The organism is Sphingobium sp. PNB (genome assembly GCF_019873065.1).
In the GTDB taxonomy this organism is placed as follows: Bacteria; Pseudomonadota; Alphaproteobacteria; order Sphingomonadales; family Sphingomonadaceae; genus Sphingobium; species Sphingobium fuliginis.
This window is the reverse complement of record NZ_JAINEZ010000008.1, coordinates 42,879-64,610: the sequence shown is the minus strand read 5'-3', so window position 1 is coordinate 64,610 and position 21,732 is coordinate 42,879. Positions and strand designations below refer to the sequence as shown.

The window sequence follows — 21,732 nt, the reverse complement described above, 5'->3', positions numbered from 1 at the left end:
GCCGGAGCCATGCATTTACCCGGCGGCCACCGGCGGCACCATTTCCGCGAAAGACGGGTGTTCGCCGGGGCCCTTATAGGCGAATTTGCCCGGCGCGTGGTGCCACTTGCCGTCGTTGCGGCTCTCATAGGGCGAGGCGACCTCGATCAGGCAGCCATGGGTACTCTTATGGCCGACCCAGCTCCACTTCTGCCATGTCATGTCCGGATCGTTGAAGGTCTGACCGCCGCCGGGCAGGTGCAGCCCTTCGGCGCGCAATTTCTCCATCGCGCCCGGCACGTCGTCGGTGGCATAGCAAAGATGATGGACATGCTCGCCGACCTTTTCGAGGCGATCGCCCATGGGCGTGCCGGGGGCCGGCTGAATGAACTGGATTTCCGTGCCGCCATTGTTGACGAACGTCGCCCACTTCATGCCCGCATCGGCACCGCTGGAAAATTCATCATATTTGACAAGACGTTCTTCCAGCGATGCCGGATCGAGCACGCGCAGGATTTTGGTCCAGTCTTCGATCGCCTTTTCCAGATTGCTGACGACCATGCATACATGGGCAAAAGGTCCGCTAGGCATTTACTTTCTCCTCATCTCTTATAATTCCACCGTGGCCGTGCCGGAATTGACCGTGCCCCGGCCATCCACATCCAGCGAGAATTCGCAGGTGACGACATTGCCTTCGATCGCCGCGACCCTGCCCGTCACCACCGCCCGGTCGCTGCCATAGACATTGTCCAGAAAGCGCGAATCCATCGCCTTGATCCGTCCGCCGGGGAAGGCGCGCATCAGCATGTTCATCATATAGGCGACGTTGATCGGACCCTGGTTGATGACCCGGTCACCCAGCCCCTTCGCCTTCACCACCTCGACATCGAGATGGATGGGGTTGGGATCGGCGAGAAACACGGCCCACTGCTTCATGGCTTGCGGGCTGACGCTCTCGATCGTGAAGGGCGGCAGCGCATCTCCGATGGCGTAGCTCATGCGGCGAACTCCTTGCGGGGCAGAACCCACACATTATCGGTTTCCAGCACCTGCGTTCCATCGAGCAGGTGCAGGCGCAGGCGATAGGTCATCACATCCATGACGCCGAGCTTGCGGCTGCGCTTACGGACGAGGCTGAGAATCTCTCCCGTCACTCTGTAGCTTTCGCCGACCTTCAGCGGCGCATAGAACCGCACGCCGCTGCTGCCCATCATCGGGCCATCCTCGACATCGAATTCGCACGCTTCGCACACGCCGGCCACCGTCTTGCCCATCGCGACCTGGGTGGCGATATAATAATAGATCGGATGCGCGCTTCCGTCCCCGGCCGGCTCGATCCCGGTCGAGCGGCACAGGGCGGCATTTTCCTCAGCCGTGATGGTAAAGACCCTGGTGCCGTCCAGCGATGTGCCGGCGGCGTCGGGTGCGGGTGGAAGATCGTCAAGATCGCTCATGGCGGGTCCCTTAGAAAGAACGCGGCAGGCCGAGGCTTTCGGCAATCGTGTTGCGCACCATTTCGTTGCTGATCGGGGTCATCCGCAGGATGCGGTGATCGCGCCAGTAACGCTGCATGTCGGTTTCCGCCGAATAACCCATGCCGCCCAATATCTGGATGCCGAGGTCCGCAGCCTTCACGGCATTTTCCGTGGCGACCATCTTGAGCATGTTCGCCTCGGTTCCGCATGGCATGCCGTTGCTCTGCATCCAGGCGACATTGTAGAGCAGCAATTCGGTGAGCTTCTGCCAGGTCGCGATGTCCGCGACATAATGCTGCAAAATCTGGAAGCGGCCGATAATGCCGCCGAACGCCTTGCGTTGCAGCATATATTCCAGCGCGTCTTCCAGTACCCCGTCGATCGCGCCCAGACACTGCGCGCCGACCATGATCCGCTCATTGTTGAGCGTGGGCAGCATCGCGTACCAGGCCTGCCCGGGTTCACCCAGCACGTCCTCGTCGGGGACGAAGACATCCTCATAATGGACCTCGCACGAGCCCATGGCGCGCATGCCGAGCTTGGGCAGGAGCGAGGCGGTGATGCCGGGCGATTTGGCGTCGACGAAGAACATGGTAAGGCCATGATGCTTCTTCTCGACATTTTTGTCGGTGCGGGCGAGGACGAGCAGCCTGTCGGCGGCCTTGGCGCCGGTCGTCCACATCTTGGCGCCGTTCAGCTTCCAGCCGCCCTCGACCTTTTCGGCATGGGTTTTCATCGCGCCCAGAACATCGGTGCCGCCATCGGGCTCGGTCATCGACAGCGAGACGCGCAGCTTGCCCTGTGCCATGGGACGCAGCCAGCGATTTTTCTGCTCCTCCGTGCCGACCGCGCCGATCGTCTTCGCGCCGCCGAAGGAGGTGAGGCCCCAGACCCACAGCAGGCCACCGGCCGTTCGCGCAAATTCGCGGGCGAAGATCATCTGCATCATGACGTCGCCGCCCAGCCCGTCATATTCCTCCGGAATGCCTATCCCGAAAAATCCCTGCTCGGCGATCTTGTCCCACAGCGCGTAGGGATAATTTTCTTCGTCGGCTTCCAGCGCGCGCATCCAGTCCTTGGGCGCTTCCGCATCGACCCAGCGGCGGACAATGTCCCTGAACGCCTGCTGTTCCTCGGTGAGTGAAAAATCCATCGTCGTTCCCGTTAGTGGCCCTACGACTAAGCGCCTGTCGGACGCGTTGCGAACCTATCCAACTATAGGGCGGGCCGTCGGCAGAAACTGAACAGCTGGCCCACCATCATCCCCAACTGATCGGGGATAGGCGCGTTTTCGATCGGGTCGCCTTCACCGCCGATGGTATTGATGGCGATGCCCAGCGGCGTCGGCCAGCCCCTAAGCGCGTGGGTGATCACCCGCAGTTGCTGGAGCGTGGCGACCGCTGCCTGCCAGCCGGCCGCCGTTGCCACGCAGCCTACGGGAAGGCCGTCGAAATAGCAGCGCTCGTCGCGGCTCATATCCTCGACATAATCGAGCGCATTCTTCACGAAGCCGGAGATCGCGCCATGATAACCCGGTGAGCCGATGATGACGGCATCCGCCGACCGCAGGACGTCGACATAGCGTCGCGCCGCATCCGAACGGTCCGGATTTTCAGGCGCGTAAGACGGGAAGTCGATATCCTCCCCGGCCAGCAGCGTCGTGCGCGCGCCGCGTTCCTCTGCGATGGCAAGCGCCTTGCGAAGCGCCCGCTCGGTGGAGGAATAGGCGCGCATGGTGCCGCCAATGGCGACGACATGAAGCTGGGTCATATCAGATCGACAATCCTCCCTCGACCGGAATGACCGATCCGGTGACATAGGCGCCCGCGCGCGAGGCGAGATAGATGGCTGCCCCCGCCAGATCCTCCGGCGTGCCGACGCGGCCGCGGGGGACCATCGATTCCACCATCCTGCGCATCTCGTCGGAGGTGATGACCGTCATCTCGGATTCGAAGAATCCGGGCGCGATCACATTGGCGGTGATATTGTCGCGGCCAAGCCGCTTGGCGAGGCTCTTGGCCATCCAGTGGATGGCACTTTTCGAGGCCTGATAGGCGTAATTTTCCTTGGGCCCCACCTTGAGCGCGCCGACCGACCCGATGTTGATGATCGATGCGGGGCGGTCCGCCGTGCCGCCCGCGCGGAGCAGGGGCAGGAATTTCTGGAGGGTGAAGAAGGGTGCCTTCAGGTTCAGGTCGATGACCGGGTCCCATTCGCCCTCGCCATATTCGTCGATGGGCGCGTCCGCCATGGTCCCTGCATTGTTCACGAGGGCGTGTACGGCCTGCTCCCGCGCGGACACCGCCGCGACCAGAGCCTCTATCCCGACGAGCGTCGACAGGTCGGCGACGAGGCCGGTGCAGTGGCCGCCCGTCGTGGCCGCAATCTCCGCCGCGGCCGCCATCACCTTGGCCTCCGTCCGGGCGCAGATATAGACCTTGGCGCCCGCAGCGGCAAAGCCGGTTGCGATATGGCGGCCGATGCCGGTCGACCCGCCCGTGACGATGGCGACGCGGTCCTTTACCGAGAACAGTTCGGCCGCATTCATGCTTTTGCTCCCGCGGCGGCAATCTTCAGAATGAGGTCGGTCGTACCCTCCGGATCGCCCACCAGCAGGGCGTGATCGCCTGGATGGTCATGGATGGTCCAGCCCAGTTCGCGCGCCCGGTCGTGCATGGCGGTCATCACCGTGACGGCCGCCGCGATATAGTCGACGGGCTGGGTGATCGTCTCGGCACCCACGGGGATGACACAGGCGGTTGCCTTCATCGGCTGGTCCGACAGATTGTCGAGCAGCCATTTCTCCCGCGCCGGGTCCATGAGATGCGGATGGTCCTTGGCGGCCGCGCGCTGCATGTCATGCACGCCCGAACCGATCGGGCCTTCGCCCGCTTCGAGCATCGCATCCAGCGCGGCGAGCTGATCTTCGGGAACATAGCCCATGAGGGACGCGATCCGTTCCCCCGACCGGGGCACGATGGCGTCGAGATAGATGATCCTGGCGATGCGGTCGCCCACCTCGGCAATGACGCCGGGCGCGACGGTTCCGGCATAGCTGTGCGCCACCAGCACAACGTCGCGCAGATCCTCATATTTGAAGACATTGACGATGTCGCGCACATGGGTCGCATTGCCGACATCGCGGCCGATCAGATGTTCGCGCTCGCCAAAGCCGGTGAATGTCGGGGTGTAGACCTTGTGTCCCCTGGCCTCCAGCAGTTCGCGGACATATTTCCATGTCCAGCCGCCCATGCCGCCGCCATGGAGAAGTAGGAATGTGGTCATGACGATCAGGCCTCCGCCGGTTCTGTGTTCTGGATGAATTCGGGGAATGGGTCCGGCCCCCACAGGAACATGCTATCCTCCGGCGCATGATTGGCGGCCGGCCAGTCGACATCATGCGGGATGAAATCGATATCGGCCGAATATTCGCTGAAACTGCCCCACGGATCGCGCACATAATAGAAATAATTGGCGCCCAGCACATGCTGGCCGACGCCCCAATTGGGACCATAGCCCGCCCGCGCCATGGTCGCGCCGCCCAACCCCACTTCCATCACAGACCCGACGTCCCAGCTATTGTGATGCATGCCCCGCCGATCGGAAAGGACGAGGGCAAGCAGGTGATGGTCGCTGCCATGGACGCCATGCAGGAAGGCGACGGCCGGTTCGCTCTTGTCCGACAGGCGCAGGCCCAGCGTTTTTTCATAGAAATCGATCGCGGCATTCACGTCGGTCGTGAAGATCGCGAAATGCGAAAGGCGGCGGGGGTGGACCTTCGGCGCCTTGCTGTTGGGAATGGCGCCGGATTGGCCGGGCGCCGCGCTGGTGAAGGTGAAATGGCTTTTTTCCGATGGCGTCGCCTTGTCGGCGGCGCGGACATTGGTGGGCAGGCCATCAAAGCCCGCGAACCAGATGCCGCCGGTTTCGGCGCCTTTGGGCGCGTCGATGCGGGTGACGCCGCAACTGTCGAGATGGGCGGCGAACGCTTCCATCTCATCGGGATAGATGCCGAAGCTCAGATAGCGCAGGCGCTTGGTGTCGCCGCTCTGGCTCAGCACGCCCCAACGATGCGGATTGCCGGCTGCATATAATTCCAGCGTGCCATTTCTGTCCCGGACTTCAAGCCCGAAGAGCGTGTAGAATGTCCGCGCTGCCTCCAGATCGGGCACTTCGACCGCGAAATGATCGATGGAATGGACGCCCAAAACATTGGCGCGGCGTCCCGACGGGCTTTTCTGGTTCATCCTTCCCTCCTTGGCTGGCCGGGCGCCGACATGGGACGGCACCCGGCCTTTCGTTCAGGCTGCTTTGATGGGGTTCACAAGCAGGCCGATCTTCTCGATTTCCACTTCGCACACATCGCCATCCTTCATGAACAGCGGAGGATTGCGGGCAAGACCGATGCCCGACGGCGTTCCCATCACCAGAACGTCGCCCGCCTCCAGCGTGAAGCAGGTGGAGAGCAGGGCGACCGTGTCGACCACGTCGAACACCATGTCGGAGGTGTTCGCGCTCTGCACCACCTGACCGTTCAGGCGGGTTTCGATCTTGAGACCGGCGCCGCCCGCCGGCAGTTCATCGGCCGTGACCAGCCAGGGGCCGAAGGCGCCGGTATCGTCGAAATTCTTGCCGACCGTCCACTGCGGCGTCTTGAGCTGATAGTCGCGGACAGAACCGTCGTTGAACACCGAATAGGCGACGATATGCGACAGCGCGTCGTCCTTGCTGATATTCTTCCCGCCCTTGCCGACGACCGCGACCATTTCCGCTTCATAATCGAGCTGATCGGAGCAGGCCGGCTTGATGATCGGCGCGCCATGTCCGATGAGGCTCGAATTGAATCGGCCAAACACGGTCGGAAATTCCGGCACGTCAAAGCCGCCTTCGGCCGCGTGATCCTTGTAATTGAGACCCAGGCAGAGAATTTTCGGCGCCTTGACCAGCGGCGGTAGGAAGATGAGGTCTTCCACCTTCACATCTTCGCCCTCGCCGCTGACTTTGGCGCCAGCGTCCGTCAGGGCACTGCCGCCGCTGGCGATCAGCGCGTCCAGATCATAGAGCGCAGCGTCACCGAACAGCGCCTTGACGCCCGCGCCCGTGTCCACTGCCAGACCCACCGCGCCATTCCTTGTCACCTTGGCCAACCGCATATTCAAACCTCCTGAGAATCTTTTTCAAACCGCTGAGCCGATGGCATGGGTCATGGTGAAATATATTTCAAGTTACAAAATACATTCAATCGAATTGCCACAGGTAGCGAAGCTGATATAGTTCATTCGATGACGAAGAAGCTGAGCCTGACCGAACGCGCCTACCGGCAGTTGCGCGACGATCTTCTGACCTGCCGGCTGGTGCCCGGCGCGAAGATCAACATCAAGGATATCACCGAAACCCAGGGCTTCAGCCTTGGGGCTGTTCGTGAAGCCCTGTCCCGGCTGACGTCCGAAGGCTTTGTGACGCAGGACGATGCCCGGGGATTCCGGGTGACGCCGATATCGATCAGCGATCTGACCGATCTGGTCAGGGTCCGCAGCGACATTGAGGGACAATGCCTCAGGCGCGCCATCGAGAAAGGTGGCCTGGACTGGGAAACTTCCATCGTCAGCGCGGCCCATAGGCTGAGCAAGACCCCGACGCGCGACCCGCAGGAGGCGGCCCGTCTGAACGAAGATTATGCCGACGCGCATGCGGCCTTTCACCACGCCCTGGTCGCTGCGTGCGACAGTCCATGGCTGCTCAAAATGCGCGACTGGCTCTATGCCCAGTCGGAACGTTACCGCTATCTCACCGTGCCTCTGGCCCATCGTGACCGGGACCTGGTTCACGAACATGCGCAGATCGTCGACGCGGCGCTTGCGCGGGACGCCGACCGCGCCGTGGCGCTGCTGACGGACCATCTGATGGCTACCGCGCGGATGCTTATCGACCCGCAAAATGGCCAGAGCGGAACCCATGCCGAACTGGCTGTCGTCGCGGATCAGGCCCTTTGATCCCATTTCAGCTCTGCCTGTTCTGACCGGTCCCACCGCCGCTGGCAGGCATCAGCATATTGCTCATGCCGCCATCGACCAGCAGGTCGACGCCGCTGATATGGCCAGCATGAGGGCCGATCAGAAACAGGATCGCCTGAGCGACATCCTCGGCCACGCCTAATTTGCGCAGGGGGATATTGGCTTCCCGCTGGTCGCGCCGCGACTGGTCCTTATATCCCGCAGCGGTCATCGGCGTGTAAGTGGGGCCGGGCGACACCGTATTGCACCGGATGCCGTCCGGACCCCATTCGATGCTGAGCTGACGGATCATCATCAGCAGCGCGGCTTTGCTGGAGGAATAGAAGCCGAGCGCGGGCGTGGGCTGGGTGGCCGACATGGATGCAGTCGCGACGAAGGCGCCCCTGCTTTCTTTGAGATGCGGATGGGCAGCCTTTCCCAGCAGCCAGGACGAGCGGGTGTTGATGGCGAAGATGCGGTCGAAATCGCTGATCGGCAGTTCGGCCAGTGCGCCGCCCATGATGACGCCAGCATTGCTGATGACGGCGTCGATCCCGTCCATATGGGTGAGCGCGGCAGCCACGATCCTGTCGCCGCAATCCGGTTCGGCGAGATCGACCACGCAGGTCGCAGCGGCGGGGCCGACCGCATCGGCCACGACCTGCAGATTGGCCGCATCGCGATCCGCGAGCAGCATCTGATGTTCGCCCGGTATCACGGACCCGGCCGCCAGCAGTTCGGCGCAGGCCCTGCCGATGCCGCTTGCAGCACCCGTAATGATCACCCGCATGTCACTCTCCCTACATAGATCCATGGCGTCGATGCGCAGTGTTTCAGTCCTTCAGGCCCAGTTCGTCCATCAACGCACCGCGCAGTTTGAACTTTTGGATCTTCGATGCCGACATCGGCCATTCGTCGATGAAACGTATATGGCGCGGGACCTTGAAGGAAGCGAGGCGCTGGCGGGTATAGGTGATGAGTTCCTCCGCCTCGACTTCGACATCGCCTTCGCGTTCGACATAGGCGGCGGGGATTTCCGCCAGCCGCTCGTCCGGCAGCCCGACCACCTGCGCCAGACGGACCGCCGGATGGGTCGCCAGCACCGCCTCGACTTCGGCCGCGGCAACATTTTCCCCGCCCACTTTCAACATATCCTTGAACCGGCCGTGGAACATGACATGGCCATGTTCGTCGATCGAGCCGATGTCGGCGCTGTGATACCAGCCGTCGGCGTCCAGCGCCTGCGCCGTCTTTTCAGGATCCTTGTAATAGCCGTCGAACAGATTGTAGCCGCGAATGAGAATTTCGCCGCGCTCGTCCACGCCCTTTTCCTCGCCGGTCTCGGGATCGACGATCTTCATCTCTATACCGGCCAGGGGGAAGCCGAGCTTCCTGAAGCCCATTTCCGGGTCCATCGTATAGCCGCCGGTGGTGACGATGCCGGCCGCCTCGGTCATGCCCATGGTCCCGACCTGAAGCATGTTGGGCGCCTTCTCCCGATAGGCCTGACCCACGCGATCCGGCATGAAGGCGAAGCAGCTGTTTTGCAGGCGCACCGACGACATGTCGGTCCTGGTCCAATCGGGATGGGTGATCATGGCCTGATGGAAGGTGACGAAGGGCAGGAACATCATCGTCACGCCTTCTTCCTCGATCTGCCTGAGACTCTCTCCGGCATCGAAATGCGGCTGGCCGATGAACGTGCCCCCCACGTCGATCGCGCCGAGCATGCACAGCATCGCGGCGATATGGAACAGCGGCAGCGGCGACCAGGCGCGCTCGTCGGGCTGGAAGGACCAGCGATAGCGGGCGAGATTCGATGCCTCCCGGGTGACGGCCTCGTGGCTGAGCAGGCACCCCTTGGGATTGGCCGAGGTGCCCGACGTATAAAGGATCATCGCGGTATCGCGGACTCTGACGGTCAGGCGGGAGGCGTGGATATCGGCCTCGTCCACCTGTTGCACCGCCGCGTCGAAGGTTGCCTGATCGATGAAGCCGGGGACCGAACGCCCGCCCAGCATGACGATCCGCCTGAGCAGAGGCGCGCCGGCGAGCGTCAGGGCGGCAGGGTCGGTGGCATCGGGCAGGTCGGGGAAGGCCTCCACCAGCCGGTGGCCGAAATCGATATGCTCGCTGACCATGTCATTGGTGATGATCGCGGCCAGATCGGCATTTTCCGCGACATAGGCCATTTCGGGCGCCTTGTAGCGCGCGTTCATCAGCACGGAGACGGCGCCGCACATCGCATTGGCGAACAGCGTTTCGACAAATTCGATGCTCGACGGCAGCAGGATGCCGACATGGTCGCCGCGCTGGATGCCGAGCGCCTTCAGCCCGCGCGCGCGTCTTAGGACGCTTTGTACGACATCGTCATATGTCTTGCGTTCCCCCGGAAAAACCAATGCTTCCTTGTCGGGCGCCTTGTCCCATCCTTTGAGAAGCAGATCGCCCAGGGTGGTTGCAGAGATACGGAATGGGGCGCAATCTTCGCCTTGTGTGACCACGGATGTCCGCTCCTAAAAATGCCGGTCAGCTGTCGATGACGATCAGATTGCAGCCATCGCTCCTGTCTGCGCCTTTCGTTGGATAGGTGCAGCTTTGTCTTCCGGCTCCAAGAGCAGGTGCAGAGATTTTTGCATCACTGGTCGGGAATTCACGATGGAAGCCTATGTCTACGATCATGTACGGACGCCCCGCGGCAAGGGCCGCCCTGATGGCGCGCTGCATGAGATCACCTCGGTCGAAATGGCGACGCAGCTGTTGAAGGCGCTTCAGAGCCGCAACGATCTCGACACCGGGCTGCTCGACGATGTGATCATCGGCATGGCCCAGCCGGTCGGCGAGCAGGGCGGGGTGCTGGCCCGCGCGGCGGTGTTGCAGGCAGGCTATGCCCAGACCGTCGCGGGGCAGCAGATCCATCGCTTCTGTGCAACCGGTCTCGATGCGGTCAGCCTGATCGCGGCGCAGGTGCATTCCGGCATGATCCAGGCGGGTATCGGCGGCGGCGTCGAGTCGATGAGCCGCACTGTCATGGGCTATGACTCGGGAGCGTGGACGTCCGATCCGTCGGTTGCCTTCAGCAATTATTATGCGCCCCAGGGCATCGGCGCGGACCTGATCGCGACGCTCGATGGCTACACGCGCGAGGATGTCGACAATTTCGCCGTCGAGAGCCAGCGCAAGGCCGCCCATGCGTGGGAAAACGGCTTTTTCAAAAACTCGATCGTGCCGGTCAAGGATGTGCTGGGCGAAGTCGTGCTCGACCATGACGAGCATATGCGCCCCGGCACCACGGTGGAAAGCCTTGCCAAGCTCAAGCCCGCCTTCGAAGGGTTCGGCAAGGCCGGGTTCGAGGCGGTGGCGAAGGCCAAATATCCCGAAATCGAAGATCTGAACTATGTCCACCATGGCGGCAACAGCTCGGGCATCGTCGACGGCGCGGGCCTGGTTCTCGTCGGGTCGAAGGAATTTGGGGAAAAGGCTGGGCTCAAGCCGCGTGGTCGCATCCGTTCCTACGCCAATATCGGGTCGGAGCCGACGATCATGCTGACGGCGCCGGGGGCGGTGTCGCGCAAGGCGCTCAAGGCGGCCGGCATGACCGAGAAGGACATCGACCTGTGGGAGCTGAATGAAGCCTTCGCCAGTGTCGTCATGCGCTTCCAGCGGGAACTGAACGTCCCCGACGACAAGATCAACGTCAATGGCGGTGCAATCGCGATGGGCCATCCGCTGGGCGCGACCGGCGCCATGATTCTGGGCACCGTGCTGGACGAGCTGGAGCGGCGGAACGCGGAAACCGGCCTCATCACCCTGTGCGCGGCCAACGGCCTCGGCACGGCTGCCATCATCGAGCGCGTCTGAGCGCGCACACCAAACTATAGAGCGGGACATCCCATGAAGACTATGCGACTGGAAAAGGCCGAGGACGGCTTTGCGATCCTGACCCTCGACGCCGAAGGCTCGATGAACGTCGTCAACGATGCTTTCATCGCCGACATGGAAGCGGCGACCAAGCAGATTGCCGAGGACGACAGCATCAAGGGCGTCATCCTGACGTCCGGCAAGAAGACGTTCATGGCCGGTGCGGACCTCAAGCAACTGGTGAACGGGTTCGGCACGCTGACGCCGCAGGAAGCCTATGCCTTTTCAAAGCGCGCGACCGACATGCACCGCGCCATCGAGCAATCAGGCAAGCCCTGGGTGGCGGCGATCAACGGCCTGGCGCTGGGCGGTGGGTTCGAGCTGGCGTTGGCTTGCCACCGCCGCATCCTGGTGGATGATGCCAAGGCGCAGGTCGGCCTGCCCGAAGTCAATGTCGGCCTGCTGCCCGGATCGGGCGGTACGGTGCGGCTCGGCATCATCGCGGGCATGAAGACCGCGCTCGACCTGCTGCTGTCGGGGCGCTCGGTCGGTCCGCAGGAAGCGCTCAAGCTCAAGATCGTGGATGAGATTGTCCCCGCCGACAGGCTGATCGACACGGCCAAGAGCTGGCTCGCCACCAGCCCGGATCCGGTCAAGCCCTGGGACGTAAAGGGTTGGACGCCGCCGCAGAAAAAGGGCCTAACTGTGCCCGAGGATTCGGCCGCCTACATGATGTACACGGGAGGTCTCGCTAAGGTCGGCTACAACCAGCCTGCGCCCGCCGCGATCCTGAACTCGGTGTTCCACGGCATGCAACTGCCCTTCGACAAGGCGCTCGCGGTCGAAGGCAAATATTTCGCCAAGCTGCTGACCGATCCGGTCGCACGCAACATCATCCGCACCACTTTCATTTCGAAGCAGGCGGCCGAAAAGGGCGCGCGTCGCCCTGAAGGCTTCCCCAAGTTCGAAGCCAGGAAGATTGGCGTGCTGGGCGCGGGCATGATGGGGGCGGGCATCGCGTTCGTGTCTGCCAATGCGGGCATCGAGGTTGTGCTGATCGACCGCGACGTCCCGACGGCGCAGAAGGGCAAGGATTATTCGGCCAAGGTGCTGGGCAAGCTGGTCGAAAAGGGCAAGCTGACGCAGGACAAGGCGGACGCCGTTCTCGCCCGCATCACCCCGACCGACGACTTCGCGCTGCTCGATGGCTGTGACATGGTGGTCGAAGCCGTGTTCGAGGATACGGCGATCAAGGCCGAAACCACGAAGAAGGCTGAAGCGGTGCTGCCGACGCAGGCTATTTTCGCCTCGAACACCTCGACCCTGCCGATCTCGCAGCTCGCCCAGGCGTCGCGCAGCCCGGACCAGTTCATCGGTCTGCACTTCTTCTCGCCGGTCGACCGCATGGGTCTGGTCGAGGTCATCATGGGCAAGCAGACCAGCAAGGAAACGCTGGCCAAGGGCCTCGACTTCATCGCGCAGCTGCGCAAGACGCCGATCGTCGTTAATGACAGCCGCGGCTTCTACACGAGCCGCGTCTTCCAGATGCTGATCCACGAAGGCGCTGCCATGCTGGCGGAGGGCGTGCCGCCGGCGGTGATCGAGAATGCCGCCAAGGCGGTCGGAATGCCGGTCGGCCCGCTGGCGCTGCTGGACGAACTCACGCTCGATCTGCCGCTCAAGATCGTGGATCAGGCCATTGCCGAGGAAGGCGACAAATATACGCCGCCGGCGGGCGTCCCCGTGATGCGCCGTATGAAGGACGAAATCGGTCGGTCGGGGCGCAAGACCGGCGGTGCCTTCTACGACTATCCCGAGGGCGGCAAGAAGCATCTCTGGAAGGGGCTGGCCGAACATTTCCCGGCCAAGGACGGCTGGGATATCGAGGAACTCAAGACACGCTATCTCTATGCCCAGGCAATGGAAACGGCGCGCTGTCTTGAGGAAAATGTACTGGAGACGCCGCAGGACGCTGATCTGGGCGCCATTTATGGTTGGGGTTTCCCGAGCTGGACCGGCGGCACGATCAGCTACATCGACACGGTGGGGATCGAAGCCTTCGTCAAGGAAGCCGACCGTCTCGCCCAGCTTTATGGCCCCCGCTTCCTGCCGTCGGCATGGCTGCGCGACAAGGCGGCGAAAGCCGAACCCTTTTATGCGTCCGCCAAGGGCGCGACGGCCAAGGAGCCGATCCCGGCATGAGACGCCTGATTTTCGAGCCGGAACATGAGCAGTTCCGTGACAGCGTCATCAAGTTCATGAGCGCCGAAGTCGGCGCCCATGCCGAACGCTTCCGTGAACAGGGCATGGTCGACCGGGAACTGTTCCTGAAGGCCGGCGAGCAGGGCCTGCTCTGCACCTGGGCGGATGAAAAATATGGCGGGGCGGGGATCGACGATTTCCGCTTCGAACAGATCATCATCGAGGAGAATATGCGCCATGGCGACATAGGCTTCTACATCAATCTCCATAATGATCTGGTCGCGCCCTATATCGCCAAGCTCGGTACCGAGGAGCAGAAGGACCGCTGGATGCCCGGCATCGTCAGCGGCGAGAAGATCCTCGCCGTCGCGATGACCGAGCCTTCGACCGGCAGCGATCTTGCCGGCATGCGTTCGAGCGCGATCGACAAGGGCCATCATTGGCTGCTCAATGGCGCGAAGACCTATATCTCCAACGGCATCCTCAGCGATCTGGTGATTGTGGCCGCGCGGACCGACCCGAACAGCCGTCACGGCCTCGGCCTCTTCGTCGTCGAGCGCGGCATGGAAGGGTTCGAGCGCGGCCGCAAGCTCGCCAAAATGGGCATGAAGGCGCAGGACACCGCGGAGCTTTTCTTCAACGACGTCAAGGTGCCCAAGGAGAATGTGCTGGGCGATCCGACGCAGGGCTTCAAATATCTGGCGCGCTTCCTTGCGCAGGAACGGCTGGTCGCCGCGATCGGATTCATGGCGACAGCGCAGACCGCCTTCGACATCACGCTCGACTATATAAAGGAGCGCAAGGCGTTCGGAAAGCCGATCGGCGCCTTCCAGAACAACCGGTTCAAGATGGCGACGATGCGGGCCGAACTGGACGCAATCCAGACCTATGTCGACCAGTGTGTGCTGCTGCTCAATGCCGGGGAGCTGACGGCGGAGGACGCATCTTCGGCCAAGCTGCTGGCGAGCGAACTGGAAGGCCGGGTGATGGACGAGTGTGTTCAGCTGCACGGCGGCGCGGGCTATATGGAGGAATATCGCATTTCCCGCATGTATACCGACGCACGCATCAGTCGCATTTTTGCCGGCACTTCGGAAATCATGCGCGAAATCATCGGTCGTGGGCTGGGGCTTGACGAGCGCAAGCTGTCCTGACGGCTGAACCGGGGATAAGTCGGATGCTGAACGTCGAACAATTGCGCCGTTTCCGGGTGCCCGAAGCACAGGATGTCTGCGATCCGCGCGGGGCGATCCTCTATGCGCTGGGGGTCGGCGCGGGGCTCGGAGCCATAGCCGAGCAGCATCTGATCTTCGAGCGTGATCTGGCCGTGTTGCCGACCATGGCGCTGGTTCTGGGGACACCCGGATTCTGGCCCATGGCGCCGGAACTTGGCTGGGACTGGCCGCGCATTCTGCATGGCGAGCAGACGCTGAAACTGTTTCGTCCACTCGAACTGGGGCAACTGGTCAATGGCCGGATCGAGATTATCGGTCTCGCAGACAAGGGGGTGGGCAAGCCCGCGCTTGTGCGGGCGAAACGCGTGCTCACCACGCCCACCGACCGGCTGATCGCCGAAATGGAGGAAGTGTGGGTCTTGCGGGATGCAGGTGGTTTTGGCGGCGCGCGCGATCTTGACGGGTCGGAGCCGGTCATCATGCCGGAGCGGCCAGCGGACGCGTTCCTCGACCTGCCGACGGCGTCCAATCAGGCAATGCTGTATCGCCTGACCGGCGATCGCAATCCTCTGCATATTGATCAGGGCACGGCGCAGGCGGCCGGTTTCGATCGGCCGATATTGCATGGGCTTGCCACCATGGGGCTGGTCGGCCGCGCATTGACCCATCTGTGCTGTGACGGCGATCCGGCTTCATTGACCGAAATGCGGGTCCGGTTTACCGCGCCGGTCTGGCCGGGGGAAACGGTCCGGACGGAGGTCTGGCGCCACGGCGACGAAATATCGTTCCGGGCGAGCGTGCCCGACAGGAACAGGATTGTGATCGATGGCGGACATGCGCGCATCGGTGGTTTCAAGGAAGAACGGGACGCATTGAAGTGAAGATATTGGACGGTAAGATTGCACTGGTTTCCGGCTCTGGGCGTGGCATTGGCAAGGCCATTGCGCTGAAACTTGCAAGCGCCGGGGCTCATGTCGTGGTGAACGACCTGGACGAGGATGTGGCGAAGGCAACGGCAAGCGAAATCGAAAGCCTGGGGGTCCGCACCGTGGTGTGCGTGGGCGATGTGACGGAAGCCGATTTCGGCGACAAATTTGTTGGAACGGCGATCGCGCATTTCGGAACGATCGACATCATCGTGAACAATGCGGGATATGCGTGGGATTCCGTGCTTCAGAAGACGAGCGACGAGCAGTGGATGGCCATGCTCGACGTGCATCTCAATGCCCCATTCCGCATTTTGCGCGCCGCGCAGCCGGTGATCGCCGCCGCGGCGAAGAACGAGATTGCGGAGCACGGCCGGGCCAAGCGCCGGACGGTCATCAATATATCCTCTGTCGCCGGGCTTGGCGGCAATGCCGGGCAGTCGGGCTATGCGGCGGGCAAGGCGGGGATTGTCGGCCTCACCAAGACGGTGATGAAGGAATGGGGGCGGTACAATGTCACCGTCAATGCCGTGGCTTTCGGCGCCATCATGACCCGCATGACCGCCGGCGAGGCGGGCAGCTCGACCATCAACGTCAAGGGCCGGGACATCAAGGCCGGCGTCAGCGACGAAATATTGGAAGCCATGGAAAAGGGCATCCCGCTGGGCCGTGCCGGAACACCGGAAGAAGCGGCCGGGGCCGTTTACCTGCTGTGCCTGCCCGAAGCGGATTATATCACGGGCGAGGTGATTGTCGCGGGCGGGGGCTGGAAACTCTGAGTGGAAGCGGGGCGGGCCCTTGCGCCCGCCCTTGTTCAGGCGGGCCAACTCGGCGTTCGGCCCTGCATGCCTTCGAAGATGGGACGCATCGGATCGGGCACTGATCCCGCCCCGATGCCGGTGCCAAAATTGATGCCCCGTCGCTCATATATCCGCCATCCCTCGGCCGTGCGCCGCAGCCTGTCCTCATAGCCGCCCACCGCCAGAAGGTCTGTCGGGCGCAGGGGATCGGCGCCGGGGATCGCGAACCACTGCCAGGCCATGACGCGGCTGGCCGCGCGCGCTTGGTCGCCCTGCAGTTCGATCACCAGATTGGTGATATTATGCGAACAGCCCATCAGTGCGCCCTGATAGCCCATGCACTGGGCATGGATGGCTTCTCGCCCCACGGATCGCGCGCTGCCGAAGTCGATCGAGCCGTCCTGCGTGAATATTTCTTCCGCGATGCGATGATATTGCATCGAATCGACCAGATGGGCGTAGCGGTAGATGCATTCCTCGATCGCGAGGCGATCCGCCAGCACGGGGAGGTCGATCGTCATGGCAAATACCCTTCTTTACCGACCGCGAGGGTGGTCGTGATCTTTGGTTCCTTTCAACCGCAGCCGACCACCCCGCCGTCGACCGGAATCTGGGCGCCGGTGACATAGGCGCCCGCGCGCGAACACAGGAAAATGACGATGCCGGCAATATCGTCCGGCGAACCCAGACGTTTGAGCGGAATATGCGCCAGCAGGGCAGGGTCGACATGGTCCTCATCCCGCAGATGCGCCGTCATCTTGGTCGGGAAGAAGCCGGGAATGACCGCATTGACGGTGATGTTGCGTTCCGCCAGATCGCCGGCCAGATCGCGTGTCATCATATGGACCGCGGCCTTGCTCGCGGCATAGCTGTACGCGCTGAGCCGCTCGGGCTTCATGCCTGCGACCGAACCGATGTTGATCACCCGCGCCGGATCGCCCGGCGCCCCGGCAGCGCCGAGTTCCGGCAGCAGTTCCCGGATCATGGTGAAGGGCGTCTGGACATTCACGGCCATCACGCCGGGCCAGGCCTTGTCGGGGAAGCTGTCGATCGGCCCGCCCCAGGTCTTGCCCGCATTATTGACTAATATGTGGCACGCGCCGACCGCATCGCGATAACGGGCGACGAGATCGACCGCCGCCTCGGGTGTCGACAGGTCGGCGGGGAGGGGGATGCACGGTCCCAGCGCCGCCATTTCCCGGGCGGCCTCTTCGCAAATGTCGGCCTTGCGCGATGTGATCGCGACCGTCGCCCCGGCCCGCAGCAGACCTTCGGCGATCATGCGGCCCAGCCCCTGCGCGCCGCCGGTGACCAGCGCTTTCTTGCCGCTCAGGCTGAACAGATCGCTCACATCGTCACCACGACTTTGCCGAACTTATGCTGGTCGCGCAGGTGCAAAAGCGCTTCCTTCGCCTGCGCGAGCGGATAGGTCGCCTCGATCACCGGCTTGATTTCATGGCTCCCGGCAAAGGCCAGCATGTCCTTGAAGTCCTGCGGGTCGCCGACCTGACTGCCGACGATGCTGGCGCTTTTCAGGAAGATGTCGGTGGCGTTGAACTTGATCTCATTGCCGGCGGTCGAACCATAGATGACGATGCGCGCGCCCGGATTGATGGCGCGGACATAATTGGCGAAGCTGGGCGAGGGCGCGCCGTCCAGCACCACATCAATGCCGCCGGTCAGCTTGCCGACCTGCTTGCGCCAGTCGGGATCGGTGTAGAGCAGGCCGCCCTTGGCCCCCATCGCAACGGCCCGATCGATCACGTCCTGATTTTCGCCGGTGACATAGACATTGGCGCCCTTGGCGACGGCGAAGGCAAGGCCGAATGTCGCAACGCCGCCGCCCACGCCGCTGATGAGCAGGGTTTCCCCTGCCTCCAGCCGGCCCTTGAACATCAGCGCGCGCCAGGAGGTCAGCGCCGTCAAGGGCACGGCCCCGGCTTCCTCGAAGCTCATGAAGGCGGGCTTGGGCGCCAGATTGTCGACCGGCACGCAGATATATTCCGCGATCGTGCCGGCAAAGGGCATGCCGAGCAGGCCGAAATCGGCGGCCGGGGCATGGCGGTTCGGCCCCCAGTTGCGCGCGGGATACAGAACGACCTCATCGCCTTCGCTGACGCCGGTCACGCCCTCACCGATCATGTCGACGACGCCCGCGCCATCGCAGCCCAGCGTGATCGGCACGGTCATGCCGGGATATTGGCCGTGCGTGATGAACAGTTCGCGATGGTTGATCGACGCCGCCCGCAGTGCGACGCGCACCTCTCCCGGACCGGGCACCGGCGTTTCGACTTCCGCCACCGCAACGGATTCAGGGCCGTCGGTCCGTTCGAGATAAAGGGCCTTCATGGTCAACCTTTCCTAATATCCTGCCTGGCGCCGAAAGCTGCGTGGTAACAACCCTTGCGTGACGGCCCCGGCTTTTCCGTTCCGAAGCTGGACATTTTTCCGGCTGATTGGGAACCTATCTGTGGATAGGAAAAAGGGATTGCGTTTATAGATTCATCGCTCAGAATATATTTCACACAATAAAACGAATCGTGCGAAGGCGCGTGCTCAGGAGAGAACAGCATGACCGTTGTGCCGACAACCATCTTGCCGCCCCGGTCGACGCATAGCCCAATCCGGCGCGCCGCGCTGGTGGCGTTGACCGACAAAGTGGCTCAGTCGCGCATGACGGCGGTGTCCGCCCCCGCCGGAAGCGGGAAGACAACGGCCATGCTGTTCTGGGCGGATGAACTCAAGGCCCGGGGGCGTCCCGTTCTCTGGCTGGCGGCGCGGGCGGGATTAGGAAGCAAGCAGTCGTTTCTCCAGGCATTGAAGGCCGCCGGGATCGTCGCGGGCCTGCCGTGGGAAGACCTGAAAAGTAACGCATCCGATGAAAGCTGGCTGTCCATCATCGCGATGATGGGGGATGTGCGACCCGTCATCATCATTGATGACGCGCAGTTGCTGGCCAAACCGATCCTTGAATTTGTGGCGCAATTGTCGTCCAGCGCGCGGGATGCGCTCACCATCATCATTGCCGCGCGTGGGACGGTCGGACTGTCGCTGGCGCGCATGCGCGCGCTCGGATTTCTGGTCGAAGTGGGGGTCGCCGACCTGTCCTTCACTTTGACCGAGGCGACCGAGCTGGTCACCCGGTCGATCGGAACGCCGGTGGATTCGCGCGATCTACAGGACATAGTGGGGGATACGCAGGGCTGGGTTTCCGGCATCGTCATCGCATGCGACCTCTATCGCCGTGCCGGCGAAGGCGCTGGAAATCTTCGATTGACTGGCCTTCGGCCGGAATTCGCCGAATATTTTCATGATGAGGTGTTGAGCTTGCAGCCGGACGATGTCCGCCGCTTTCTGGTCGACACTTCGATACTCGACGAACTGACCCCGTCGGCCTGCGCGGCGGTAACGGAGGATGAAAATGCCCGCGCGATGCTGGATCATGTCTTCCGCGAAGGTCTGTTTCTGCATGCCATCGATCAGGAACATAGCCGCTATTCCTATCACCGGCTGTTTCGTGAAATGGTCCTCGGCAGGCTGATGGAACGCGCGCCTGGCCGTGCCGCCGTCATGCATCGACGGGCGAGCGACCATTTCGCGGAAAATGGACAGCTTATCACGGCGATCGAACATGCGCGGCTGAGCGGCGATAAGGCGTTTCTCGCCGACCAGCTGGATCGTCTGGCCGAAGGACTGACTTATTCGGGATATCTGTATCGCATCGACGAACTGGGCGCGGAACTGCCCTGGCCGATCCTGGCCGAACGTCCCAACCTGCTGCTGGCGCTGGCGTGGAGACGTATCCGACAACTGGCATTTTCTTCGGCGGACAGACTGATTTCCGCCGCGAGGCAGGCCTGTGAAGCCCGGCGCGAGGCGCAGTCCCTGCCCGCACATGAAATCGAGCAGCTTGACCTGCTGATCCGCCATCGCTTCGTGATGCTGGCGGCGGCGCGCGACGACATGGTCAGGGTCGAGGCGGACTCCGAGCCGCTGCTCGCCGAACTGGCCGACAGTCACGCCTACCTCAGCTGCACCTTGCTGGCGCAGCTCATGTCGGCGCGGCGGGAACTTTATCATTTTCAGGACATGCTCAAGCTGGAGGCGGAAACCAGCCGCGCCCTCTCGCGCCCCGGATCGGCTTTTGCGTCCATCGCGCTGAAGGCCTCGGTCGCGCCCACCATGATGGCGCAGGGCAAGACCCCCTTTGCCCAACGGTTTCTGGAAGAAGCCTTTGCGCTAGCCGTTGAGATCCACGGTCCGGGTTCCGGCCTGGCTGCGCTTCCTGCCTTGCCGTTGGCCGAGTTGCTTTACGATGCAGGCGATCTTGAACTGGCGGCGGATCTGGCGGAGCAGTATCTGCCGGTCGTACGGCAATGGGGATTTTCCGATCAGATGGCGTCCGGCTATCTGGTCAGCGCGCGTTTGTGGGCGGCACGGGGCGATTTGCCCGGAGCGCTTTCGACGCTCAACGACGCCCATCTCGTGGCGATCGAATGTGGACTTGATCGCCTGCGCTCCTTCATCGTGGCAGAGGAAGTGCGGCTGCTGATCAAGGCTGGGCAGATTGAGGAGGCCGAGCAGCATTTTCTGGCGGGCGATCCGCAGCTGGACGGCGAACCCATTCCGACCTTGCACCCGACGCGGCGCAACGAAAGCATCGCGATCGCCTGGCTCCGGATCGAGATGCAACGTCACCGGCTTGGACGGGCGCGCAAGGTCGCCCATCGCTGGCTGGAATTCGTCAAGCGCGCGGGGGCGGTGCGCTCGGCCGTGATCTTCGAATTGCTGTTGGCGGAAATCGCCGTGCTTCAGGGCAATCGGTCCGAAGCGCGAAGGGCTGTTCGCGCCGCCGTCGAAATGGCCGAACCTGCCGGATGGGTGCGGGTCTTCATCGATGAGGGCGAGGTGATCGCGTCTCTCATCATCGAAGCCTATTCGCAGGGTCCGGAACTGGAAACGCCCGCCGATCGCTTCGCCGTTCGCCTCGTGTCGCTATTGCGCAGAGGACCGCAGATCGAAGCGGATGAGGACGAGGATGATGATTTCGGTCTGACCGGGCGCCTCGCCAACCGCGAGGTTGACATTTTGACGATGGTGAGCGGAGGTTTGCGGAACCGGGAAATCGGCGACCGCCTGGGTCTGACCGAAGGCACGGTCAAATGGTATATGCAGCAAATATATGACAAGCTGGGCGTGCGGCGCCGGCCGCAGGCGGTTCTGAGGGCGCGGCAACTGGGTATTTTGCCCTGAAGCGCGCGCGGCTTCCTATCGAAGGATAGATTGCGCCGTTCGCGCAACCTGCGAACCGCGCAATCTGC

General features: G+C 62.8%; 21 protein-coding genes. 7 read left to right on the top strand and 14 right to left on the bottom strand.

Annotated features, from left to right (window positions below; translation table 11 throughout):
• Positions 1–15: 15 nt before the first annotated feature.
• From K7W03_RS04855 to K7W03_RS04815, 9 genes are all read right to left on the bottom strand, one after another.
• Positions 16–570 carry a VOC family protein gene (locus K7W03_RS04855; protein ID WP_226869702.1) on the bottom strand — a complete coding sequence of 185 codons (555 nt, stop codon included), beginning with the start codon at positions 568–570 and terminating at the stop codon, positions 16–18.
• Between the two features lie 18 nt (positions 571–588).
• Complete coding sequence (locus K7W03_RS04850; RefSeq protein ID WP_102999842.1) at positions 589–978, bottom strand: MaoC family dehydratase; 390 nt, start codon at positions 976–978, stop codon at positions 589–591.
• Positions 975–1,433, bottom strand: a complete 459-nt coding sequence (locus tag K7W03_RS04845; protein WP_102999843.1) for a hypothetical protein — start codon at positions 1,431–1,433, stop codon at positions 975–977. The genes K7W03_RS04850 and K7W03_RS04845 overlap by 4 nt, the downstream gene beginning before the upstream one ends.
• 10 nt (positions 1,434–1,443) lie before the next feature.
• Positions 1,444–2,607, bottom strand: a complete 1,164-nt coding sequence (locus K7W03_RS04840; protein WP_066563004.1) for an acyl-CoA dehydrogenase family protein — start codon at positions 2,605–2,607, stop codon at positions 1,444–1,446.
• Between the two features lie 62 nt (positions 2,608–2,669).
• Positions 2,670–3,224 (bottom strand): NADPH-dependent FMN reductase, encoded by a 555-nt coding sequence (locus K7W03_RS04835; protein ID WP_066563003.1) that lies wholly within the window; start codon positions 3,222–3,224, stop codon positions 2,670–2,672.
• A 1-nt stretch (position 3,225) separates the two neighbouring features.
• Positions 3,226–4,002, bottom strand: a complete 777-nt coding sequence (locus tag K7W03_RS04830) for an SDR family oxidoreductase (protein WP_066563001.1) — start codon at positions 4,000–4,002, stop codon at positions 3,226–3,228.
• Complete coding sequence (locus K7W03_RS04825) at positions 3,999–4,739, bottom strand: alpha/beta fold hydrolase (RefSeq protein ID WP_102999844.1); 741 nt, start codon at positions 4,737–4,739, stop codon at positions 3,999–4,001. The genes K7W03_RS04830 and K7W03_RS04825 overlap by 4 nt, the downstream gene beginning before the upstream one ends.
• A gap of 5 nt (positions 4,740–4,744) precedes the next feature.
• Positions 4,745–5,701 (bottom strand): VOC family protein, encoded by a 957-nt coding sequence (locus K7W03_RS04820; RefSeq protein ID WP_066563000.1) that lies wholly within the window; start codon positions 5,699–5,701, stop codon positions 4,745–4,747.
• A 54-nt stretch (positions 5,702–5,755) separates the two neighbouring features.
• On the bottom strand, positions 5,756–6,607 hold the full coding sequence (locus K7W03_RS04815) for a fumarylacetoacetate hydrolase family protein (RefSeq protein WP_066562999.1): 852 nt from the start codon (positions 6,605–6,607) through the stop codon (positions 5,756–5,758).
• A 129-nt stretch (positions 6,608–6,736) separates the two neighbouring features.
• Here K7W03_RS04815 and K7W03_RS04810 point away from each other — a divergent pair, with 129 nt between their 5' ends.
• Positions 6,737–7,447 (top strand): GntR family transcriptional regulator, encoded by a 711-nt coding sequence (locus K7W03_RS04810; protein WP_102999845.1) that lies wholly within the window; start codon positions 6,737–6,739, stop codon positions 7,445–7,447.
• 7 nt (positions 7,448–7,454) lie between these two features.
• On the opposite strand, the gene K7W03_RS04805 is transcribed toward K7W03_RS04810, so the two are convergent.
• Together K7W03_RS04805 and K7W03_RS04800 are read right to left on the bottom strand one after the other, a co-directional pair.
• Positions 7,455–8,237, bottom strand: a complete 783-nt coding sequence (locus K7W03_RS04805; RefSeq protein ID WP_102999846.1) for an SDR family NAD(P)-dependent oxidoreductase — start codon at positions 8,235–8,237, stop codon at positions 7,455–7,457.
• Between the two features lie 43 nt (positions 8,238–8,280).
• Entirely contained in the window at positions 8,281–9,951 is a 1,671-nt protein-coding gene (locus K7W03_RS04800; protein WP_066562994.1) for a class I adenylate-forming enzyme family protein, read from the bottom strand.
• Between the two features lie 154 nt (positions 9,952–10,105).
• On the opposite strand from K7W03_RS04800, the gene K7W03_RS04795 reads away from it, so the two are divergent.
• Genes K7W03_RS04795 through K7W03_RS04775 form a run of 5 tightly spaced genes read left to right on the top strand, consistent with a single transcriptional unit; the run spans position 10,106 to position 16,390 of the window.
• Complete coding sequence (locus K7W03_RS04795) at positions 10,106–11,308, top strand: acetyl-CoA C-acetyltransferase (protein ID WP_066562992.1); 1,203 nt, start codon at positions 10,106–10,108, stop codon at positions 11,306–11,308.
• Between the two features lie 33 nt (positions 11,309–11,341).
• A complete protein-coding gene (locus tag K7W03_RS04790; protein WP_172451725.1) occupies positions 11,342–13,510 on the top strand; it encodes a 3-hydroxyacyl-CoA dehydrogenase NAD-binding domain-containing protein in 2,169 nt (722 codons plus the stop codon).
• On the top strand, positions 13,507–14,664 hold the full coding sequence (locus K7W03_RS04785; protein WP_102999848.1) for an acyl-CoA dehydrogenase family protein: 1,158 nt from the start codon (positions 13,507–13,509) through the stop codon (positions 14,662–14,664). Before K7W03_RS04790 ends, K7W03_RS04785 begins: the two co-directional genes overlap by 4 nt.
• 23 nt (positions 14,665–14,687) lie before the next feature.
• Positions 14,688–15,566, top strand: a complete 879-nt coding sequence (locus K7W03_RS04780; RefSeq protein WP_102999849.1) for a MaoC family dehydratase — start codon at positions 14,688–14,690, stop codon at positions 15,564–15,566.
• Positions 15,563–16,390, top strand: coding sequence for an SDR family NAD(P)-dependent oxidoreductase (locus tag K7W03_RS04775; RefSeq protein ID WP_066562988.1), 828 nt, complete (start codon positions 15,563–15,565; stop codon positions 16,388–16,390). Before K7W03_RS04780 ends, K7W03_RS04775 begins: the two co-directional genes overlap by 4 nt.
• A 35-nt stretch (positions 16,391–16,425) precedes the next feature.
• Here the strand turns inward: K7W03_RS04775 and K7W03_RS04770 are convergent, their stop codons facing one another.
• From K7W03_RS04770 to K7W03_RS04760, 3 genes are read right to left on the bottom strand one after another with little or no spacing between them, the layout of a single operon-like run.
• Positions 16,426–16,932, bottom strand: a complete 507-nt coding sequence (locus K7W03_RS04770) for a nuclear transport factor 2 family protein (RefSeq protein WP_102999850.1) — start codon at positions 16,930–16,932, stop codon at positions 16,426–16,428.
• A gap of 53 nt (positions 16,933–16,985) precedes the next feature.
• Positions 16,986–17,762, bottom strand: a complete 777-nt coding sequence (locus K7W03_RS04765; protein ID WP_102999851.1) for an SDR family oxidoreductase — start codon at positions 17,760–17,762, stop codon at positions 16,986–16,988.
• On the bottom strand, positions 17,759–18,760 hold the full coding sequence (locus tag K7W03_RS04760) for a quinone oxidoreductase family protein (RefSeq protein ID WP_102999852.1): 1,002 nt from the start codon (positions 18,758–18,760) through the stop codon (positions 17,759–17,761). The genes K7W03_RS04765 and K7W03_RS04760 overlap by 4 nt, the downstream gene beginning before the upstream one ends.
• Positions 18,761–18,982: 222 nt before the next feature.
• Between K7W03_RS04760 and K7W03_RS04755 the strand changes: the two genes are divergently transcribed.
• Entirely contained in the window at positions 18,983–21,664 is a 2,682-nt protein-coding gene (locus tag K7W03_RS04755; protein WP_226869701.1) for a LuxR C-terminal-related transcriptional regulator, read from the top strand.
• The last annotated feature ends 68 nt before the right edge of the window (positions 21,665–21,732 follow it).

Coding starts and splice junctions, on each gene's coding strand:
- K7W03_RS04855 (WP_226869702.1), bottom strand. CDS start 570: ATGCCTAGCGGACCTTTTGCCCATGTATGCATGGTCGTCAGCAATCTG.
- K7W03_RS04850 (WP_102999842.1), bottom strand. CDS start 978: ATGAGCTACGCCATCGGAGATGCGCTGCCGCCCTTCACGATCGAGAGC.
- K7W03_RS04845 (WP_102999843.1), bottom strand. CDS start 1,433: ATGAGCGATCTTGACGATCTTCCACCCGCACCCGACGCCGCCGGCACA.
- K7W03_RS04840 (WP_066563004.1), bottom strand. CDS start 2,607: ATGGATTTTTCACTCACCGAGGAACAGCAGGCGTTCAGGGACATTGTC.
- K7W03_RS04835 (WP_066563003.1), bottom strand. CDS start 3,224: ATGACCCAGCTTCATGTCGTCGCCATTGGCGGCACCATGCGCGCCTAT.
- K7W03_RS04830 (WP_066563001.1), bottom strand. CDS start 4,002: ATGAATGCGGCCGAACTGTTCTCGGTAAAGGACCGCGTCGCCATCGTC.
- K7W03_RS04825 (WP_102999844.1), bottom strand. CDS start 4,739: ATGACCACATTCCTACTTCTCCATGGCGGCGGCATGGGCGGCTGGACA.
- K7W03_RS04820 (WP_066563000.1), bottom strand. CDS start 5,701: ATGAACCAGAAAAGCCCGTCGGGACGCCGCGCCAATGTTTTGGGCGTC.
- K7W03_RS04815 (WP_066562999.1), bottom strand. CDS start 6,607: ATGCGGTTGGCCAAGGTGACAAGGAATGGCGCGGTGGGTCTGGCAGTG.
- K7W03_RS04810 (WP_102999845.1), top strand. CDS start 6,737: ATGACGAAGAAGCTGAGCCTGACCGAACGCGCCTACCGGCAGTTGCGC.
- K7W03_RS04805 (WP_102999846.1), bottom strand. CDS start 8,237: ATGCGGGTGATCATTACGGGTGCTGCAAGCGGCATCGGCAGGGCCTGC.
- K7W03_RS04795 (WP_066562992.1), top strand. CDS start 10,106: ATGGAAGCCTATGTCTACGATCATGTACGGACGCCCCGCGGCAAGGGC.
- K7W03_RS04790 (WP_172451725.1), top strand. CDS start 11,342: ATGAAGACTATGCGACTGGAAAAGGCCGAGGACGGCTTTGCGATCCTG.
- K7W03_RS04785 (WP_102999848.1), top strand. CDS start 13,507: ATGAGACGCCTGATTTTCGAGCCGGAACATGAGCAGTTCCGTGACAGC.
- K7W03_RS04780 (WP_102999849.1), top strand. CDS start 14,688: ATGCTGAACGTCGAACAATTGCGCCGTTTCCGGGTGCCCGAAGCACAG.
- K7W03_RS04770 (WP_102999850.1), bottom strand. CDS start 16,932: ATGACGATCGACCTCCCCGTGCTGGCGGATCGCCTCGCGATCGAGGAA.
- K7W03_RS04760 (WP_102999852.1), bottom strand. CDS start 18,760: ATGAAGGCCCTTTATCTCGAACGGACCGACGGCCCTGAATCCGTTGCG.
- K7W03_RS04755 (WP_226869701.1), top strand. CDS start 18,983: ATGACCGTTGTGCCGACAACCATCTTGCCGCCCCGGTCGACGCATAGC.